General features: G+C 66.4%; 6 protein-coding genes and 1 pseudogene. 5 read left to right on the forward strand and 2 right to left on the reverse strand.

Features of this window, described 5'->3' with window-relative positions; translation table 11 throughout:
- Positions 1 to 238: 238 nt before the first annotated feature.
- The 4 genes from ACWCP8_RS38950 to ACWCP8_RS38965 all read left to right on the forward strand — a co-directional run bounded on the left by ACWCP8_RS38950 (position 239) and on the right by ACWCP8_RS38965 (position 2,807).
- Positions 239 to 1,258, forward strand: a complete 1,020-nt coding sequence (locus ACWCP8_RS38950; RefSeq protein ID WP_352261868.1) for a hypothetical protein — start codon at positions 239 to 241, stop codon at positions 1,256 to 1,258.
- Between the two features lie 226 nt (positions 1,259 to 1,484).
- Entirely contained in the window at positions 1,485 to 1,628 is a 144-nt protein-coding gene (locus tag ACWCP8_RS38955) for a hypothetical protein (RefSeq protein ID WP_352267006.1), read from the forward strand.
- A 32-nt stretch (positions 1,629 to 1,660) separates the two neighbouring features.
- Positions 1,661 to 2,092: a DUF4259 domain-containing protein gene (locus ACWCP8_RS38960; RefSeq protein WP_451121223.1), complete on the forward strand. Its 432-nt coding sequence runs from the start codon at positions 1,661 to 1,663 to the stop codon at positions 2,090 to 2,092.
- A gap of 88 nt (positions 2,093 to 2,180) precedes the next feature.
- A complete protein-coding gene (locus ACWCP8_RS38965; RefSeq protein ID WP_451121225.1) occupies positions 2,181 to 2,807 on the forward strand; it encodes a hypothetical protein in 627 nt (208 codons plus the stop codon).
- Between the two features lie 227 nt (positions 2,808 to 3,034).
- Here the strand turns inward: ACWCP8_RS38965 and ACWCP8_RS38970 are convergent, their stop codons facing one another.
- A complete protein-coding gene (locus ACWCP8_RS38970; RefSeq protein ID WP_451121227.1) occupies positions 3,035 to 3,310 on the reverse strand; it encodes a flavoprotein in 276 nt (91 codons plus the stop codon).
- 1,398 nt (positions 3,311 to 4,708) lie between these two features.
- Here ACWCP8_RS38970 and ACWCP8_RS38975 point away from each other — a divergent pair.
- Entirely contained in the window at positions 4,709 to 5,824 is a 1,116-nt protein-coding gene (locus ACWCP8_RS38975; RefSeq protein ID WP_451121229.1) for a PP2C family protein-serine/threonine phosphatase, read from the forward strand.
- Positions 5,825 to 5,844: 20 nt separating this feature from the next.
- Here ACWCP8_RS38975 and ACWCP8_RS38980 read toward each other — a convergent pair.
- Positions 5,845 to 6,000: pseudogene (locus ACWCP8_RS38980) on the reverse strand (site-specific integrase); the annotation flags it as partial.

The raw sequence follows: 6,000 nt of genomic DNA on the forward strand, positions 1-6,000 counted from the left end.
CACCGCTATCGCGTTCGGGCCGCAATCTGGCTGCCTGCCTTCGGCCGCGCGTGTGGCAGCCGCATGCGTGACTCACAGTGGCCGTTTCACGGAATGTGTGCCAGAACCCGAGATCGGACAGCACTTGTTCACCAGATCGGCAGTCATCTGGTCCGCTCTCTCGAATCGAAATGCTCACGAGTTCGGACAGCACGGGCACGTGTGATCATGGCCGATGTAGTGGCTTAGGGTTTCCGCCATGACCAGAACTACGCCGCCGCGCCCTGTGCAAGTTGAGGGGCTCTTCCCAAAGCTGGGGGCGTTTCGTGGTGTGACGACGCGCCTGCACCCGCGGCCGGGGCATCCGGACGCGTCGGTCAGCTCAGTCGGCGGTCCTCTGCTGTGGCCGGCCGACGAACCGTGGCCGGTCTGCACCGAGCCGCACAAGCGCAGTGGTGGGTACCGCGTCGCGGACATCCGTCGCAGGCGTCAGGTGCTCGCGGATGCCTGGGCTCGTGACCGGCCCAGCGACGAGGAACGGGTCCTGCTCAAGGACCTCGGCCGCAGGCACCGCGAACGGGCGATCGCCGACGCCGTTCCGATCCCGCTGATCGGCTTGGTCCAGCTGTACCGGCGGGACGTGCCCGGCCTTCCGCCGGGCCCGGACGGCTGCGACCTGCTCCAGGTCCTCTGGTGCCCGTTCGAGGCACATGGCCCCAGCCGCTATGGCCTGGCCCCGCACGTGCGCTGGCGCCGTTCCGACCAGGTCGCTGTGCCGCTGGACGCTCCGCCGCAGCCGGCGCTGGTCGGCTTCGAGGGCGCGGTCGCCGAGCCATGCGTGCTGCACCCTGAGCAGGTCGTCACCTACCCGTACGCCGGCTCGCTGCCGACCAGGCTGTGGAGAAGGATCGACGCCTGGGAGGATGCGGAGGAACGCAAGGCGGAAAAGCGTGGCCTGGACGACGAGCTGGTCACCTACCACCGTGACCTGTCGATTCCGCAGGGCTGCCGGGTGGGTGGATTCCCCTCCTGGCGCACGACCGACCCCTACCCGATGAACTGCGAAGCCTGTGCCGCACCAATGCTCCTACTGCTGACCGTCGACAGCCACGAGTGGGACGGCGCCAACGGCAGCTGGATGCCCACCGAAGAGTGGGACGTCGCCGAGCACCTTCGAGACAGCCGCCCCACGCAGCTCACGACCGGCCGAGACGGCCTGCTGAACATCTTCGCCTGCCCCACCGAGCCCGGGCACCCGCACCGATGGAGCCTCCAATAGGCAGGGCAGCGCTCCTCGGACCGGGCACTGTCACCTCCCGTGAACATCGAACAGGACACCGCGCAGGTGCCTCCCGAACCCGTGAATAACTGACTTCACAACTCGGGTTCTGGCTCAACTTCTGTAACGCGGCCACTCTGAGTAACAGCCGGGCCCCTCCAAGTCGTACGCAAAGTCGCCTGAAAACGGCCCGTGGGCAGCATGGTTGGGCTGACAGTTCGGGGCCGTGGAAGAGGGCGTGCTCCGGCTGAAGGAGTTGTTGTTCCCGTCGATCGCGGACGTCGAGGTGCTGTCGGTGGACGTGAACATCGAGATAGTGCGCGTTGACGCGCATTGCACCGCGGACGGCGCCGTGTGTGTCAGCGGCTGATGCGAGGATCCCGGCGACACGAGGAGATCAACATGGGCACCTGGGACACTGGCCCCTTCGACAACGACACGGCCGCGGACTTCGCCAACACTCTCGACGAGGCCAAGCCCGAGGAGCGCGAGACGCTGATCCGTGGCGTCCTCACGCGCACCGTCGATGCCGTCGGCTGGCTCACCGAAGGAGAAGAGGCGGTGGCCGCCGCCGCACTGGTTGCGACCCAATGTCCAGGCGGCGACCCAATCGACACACCCTACGGCCCTGAGAAACCCATGCCCGCATTCCCCAACGATCTTCGGACGCTCGCGGACGAGGCCCTTGCCCGCGTCATCAGCGACGAGGCCGGGCCAGCCTCGAACTGGGTCGACCCGGCAGACTGGAAGCAGTGGCGAGCCAACCTCAACCGCCTCCGCGCAGCCCTTGCCCCGCCTCCACCGTCCATCTCGCTGTTCGATGTCGAGCAATGACAGAACGTCACCCGCCACAGAACTTGAGCCAGAGCCACGACCCGTGAACAAAGCCACTGCTGGCCCGCTCGGCCGGCATCCGTAGGCGATGGACAGCGCGCCCCCGGTCCGCCATGCTGCCCTGGCGATCACGTGCCGAGTGGCTGCATTGTGTGAGGGGCGGGTATTGGTGGAGCAATTGCAGGTCGAGGCCATGCCGCCGGAGCGCATCCGTTACCGGCATACGCGTCTCCAACGCGTACTGCCTGTTCTGCCCCTCCTTGTCGTCGTCGGGGGCACGACGGTCATCGATTGGGTGACCTTGAAGCGCGACGGATCTGAGATAGCCGAGTCATTGGGTTCGTGGGCCGCCATGGTGCTCGTGCTGCTGATCCTCGGGCAGTACTTCGGCGTCACTCTCACGGAGTCGACGGTCATCGTGCACGGCCTCCGCCGCCGGACCATCCAGTGGTCGAACGTCCAGGCCATCCGCGTCGAACGCTTCCAGGGGGCCCAAGTCGTTGTGATCTATGAAACGGGCGGCCGTCGTACTCGCCTTCGGGCACCGATCACCGGGTTCCTCTGCTGGGATCGGGGGTTCGAGGAGAAGTTCCGCACCATCGACAGTTGGTGGCTGGACCACCGCGGCCCGGATTGGGCGCCTGTCCTGGTTCCGGAGGTGCAGTGGGGTGGCCCACCGGTTCCTGACAGGGACCCTTTCGCCTCCCCCACGTAGTCGGCGGCTGGTCCACGCACCCTCGGCCGGTGGAGCGCCTGATGGCCGTCGCTGGCCGTTCTGGCTAGAGCTACGAATCAGGAGTTTCCCGTGCCACAACCGCGCCAGATCGGGCGGGGACTCACGGGGAACTGCGGCTGCTGGCGGAGACGACGGCCAGCAGACGCCGAAGTCGGCATCCCGCAGGTCAGACCCCAACTCGCCTCACCACGCTCCTAAAGCGGGTGTCAAGCAGGCTGGGCCGTCACGTGATGGATGGATTCCACGATCGTGGCCCAGGGGAGCTCTCGAGCTGCTGGCCCTTCTCTGGGTTCGTAGAGCGGCCAGACGTCAGGGCCGTAGACGAGCCTTACGTCCGCCTTCTGCAGGGTCTCGATGTGGCTGTCCCACGCGGGGTGCCGTGCATGTGCCGCGTTGACCCGGGGGAACACCACGACTGATACGCCTGTCGTACCCAGCGCCTCGCTTACCTGCGTCAGTGCCTGGTTGTCCGCGATGCCCATTGCGAGCTTGGCAACGTAGTTCGCGCTGGCCGGGGCGACGACATAGCAGTCGGCAACCGGGTGAGGGCGAGGTTCGGTCGGCAGGCGCGGGGGTGTCTCGGACCGGGAGGCCGATCAGTCGCTCCAGGCGGTCCAGTTCGCCGTTTGCCCGCAGCCATCGGCCGGCATTCGGGGTCAGGGTCACTGCTACCTGCCAGCCAAGGGCGATCGCCGGCTCGACGAGGCCGGTGCGTAGTTGCTCGACTCCATCGGCTGCCGTGCCTACGACTCCCAGCACTCTGCGGCTTCCTGCACTCACGGTTCCACCACCCCGCATCGGTCCGTCCCCTCGCCCAGCAGTACAGCAGAGAAGTACCGCAACCACAGCGACTATCAGCAACCGTTGCTGATCCCTACAGCCCGTATTGCCAGTGCTGATAGCCCGAGTCGCGGGAAGCTTGCGGGCCCCCGATCTCCCGTCCAAGGCGCTACGTCGACCTCGGAGGGCAACCGCAGGTTGCCGCTTGATCAGCCATGCACAATGAGGCCAGTAAATCGAGGAGGGGGCCGGGTTGAGTACCTGGGCAAGGATCGTGTGGGATCTCGGGTGCGGGGTCGCCCTGCTGCTGGTCGCATTCAATGTCCGTGATTTCGCCTTGCGAATCTACAGCCACGTGCCGAACCGCGTCGGAGTCAGCTTCACTGACTTGAGGACGACCTGCACGATCGTTGGTGCGATCTTCCTTTCGATGGGCATGGTCCTTCTGGCTCTTGGCCTTTGGCCTTAGCGACTGAGGTCAGGATTCGGGCTCGGCGATGCGAGTTGCACGCCTCCGCATGTGTAGAGGCCCAGCTCAGTAGGGTCTGGAGGGTACGAGCGCCGGACGGCATGCCAGGGTCACCCCACGCGAGCGGCGGCGCGCGTGCCAGATCCGTGCCAGAACGAGCGGTCAGCCACGGTCAATTGGGGTGCGAGGCGGTGCGGGCACGCGCTGACAGGCTTGGCCCTGCTGTACGGCTGTTGACCAGCCAAGACCGTCCTGTGGTGGGCGCCAGGCTTACAAAGCAGATGTCGGCGGTTCGAAACCGTCCGCGCCCACCAGTGCAAAGGCCCCCAACCGATCATGGTTGGGGGCCTTTGACATCTACTTTTGACATCAACGAGGGCGGTCACTCACGGCCGGGACACCGCCGTGGGGTCGCCTTGCTGCACGCGGGACGACGGTGTGTGACATGCCGCTGGTGGCGTAATGGGGCCTTGCACTCTCTGGCCAAGTAACCCTGTATTGCATCGGTCACGGGAGCGGCTCGTCGGTGCTGTCGTGAGAGTGGATCTTTGGGCGGATCCGGCGAGAGGAACCGGAGATGGCTGAAGGGTCTGCAGGGCTGGCCGGACTGCTCGCCGCGGCAGAGGCCCGGATGCCGGTCGAGTCGGCCGAGGTGATCGCCTTCGAGCTGACGAGGCGCTTGGAGGCCCGATCCGTCTCCTTCTTGATCACCGACTTCACCGGCAACGCCGTTGTCCGCCTGAGCCTCGCCGACGCCGGTGAGGAGCGTGAGCGCATCACGTTGCCCGGCACCGTCTACGGGCAGGTACTTCGCGAACAGCGGGTGTCCGTCCGGCGAGGCGGGCGCCCCGACGGGCAGGTCCAGATCGTGGCCCCGGTGACCAACCGGGGGGATGCCATCGGGCTTCTTGAAGTCTTCCTCCCGCAAGCCCCCGAACCTGCAGTTGTGCAGGCGATCGTCGAAGCGGCCCATGCTCTCGCTTACATCCTCATCGCCAACCGCCGTTTCACCGACCTGTACCAGTGGGGCCGCCGCACCCTCCCCATGAACCTGGCCGCTGAGATCCAGAACACCCTCCTTCCCGACAGCCTCACCTGTGAAGCACCACAGTTCACGATCTCCGGCGAGCTGATCCCTAGCGAAGAGATCGCCGGCGATACCTTCGATCACTCCCTCGACCGCCACACCCTGCATGTGTCCATCACCGACGCCATGGGCCACGACGTCCGTGCCGCCCTCATCGCCACCCTGTTTGTTGGCGCTCTGCGCAGCGCGCGGCGCAAAGGAGCCGACCTGGCCGACCAGGCCCATCAGGCTCATCAGGCCTTGCTCGACCACGGACTGCATGGCCCCTTGGTCACCGGCCAGCTCTTGCGCGTCGATCTGCAGACGGGAAGTGCCGGCTTCGTCAATGCCGGTCACCCGTGGCCCTGGCTTCTGCGCGGGGGGCGTCTCGCGCGTCTCACTCCCGAGATCGATCCGCCCTTCGGCACCCCTTTGGTGTACCCGCACCGCGTCCAGTCGTTCCAACTGCGACCAGGTGACCGCCTCATCCTGGTCACCGATGGCATGCTCGAGCGCAACGCCGCCGCCGAGGACCTTCCGTCCCTGATCGAGGGCACTCGCGACCTGCACCCTCGCGAGACCGTTCACACCCTTACCCAGGCCGTCCTGTGTGCTCAGCAAGGTGTCCTGCATGACGACGCCACCGTGGTCTGCCTGGACTGGCAAGGCTCCCGGGACTAGGAGCGCCCCGGTTGGGGCGGTCACTCACGGCCGGGACGCCGCTTCAGCATGCGGTCCAGGTGGCTCACGGCCTCGCGCTGGGTGTCCTGGACGACGTGGGCGTAGATGTTCATCGTGACGGCGATCTGGCTGTGTCCGAGGATCTCCATGACGACGCGGGGAGCGACCCCGGCGGC

It is taken from the genome of Streptomyces sp. NPDC002206, assembly GCF_053593595.1.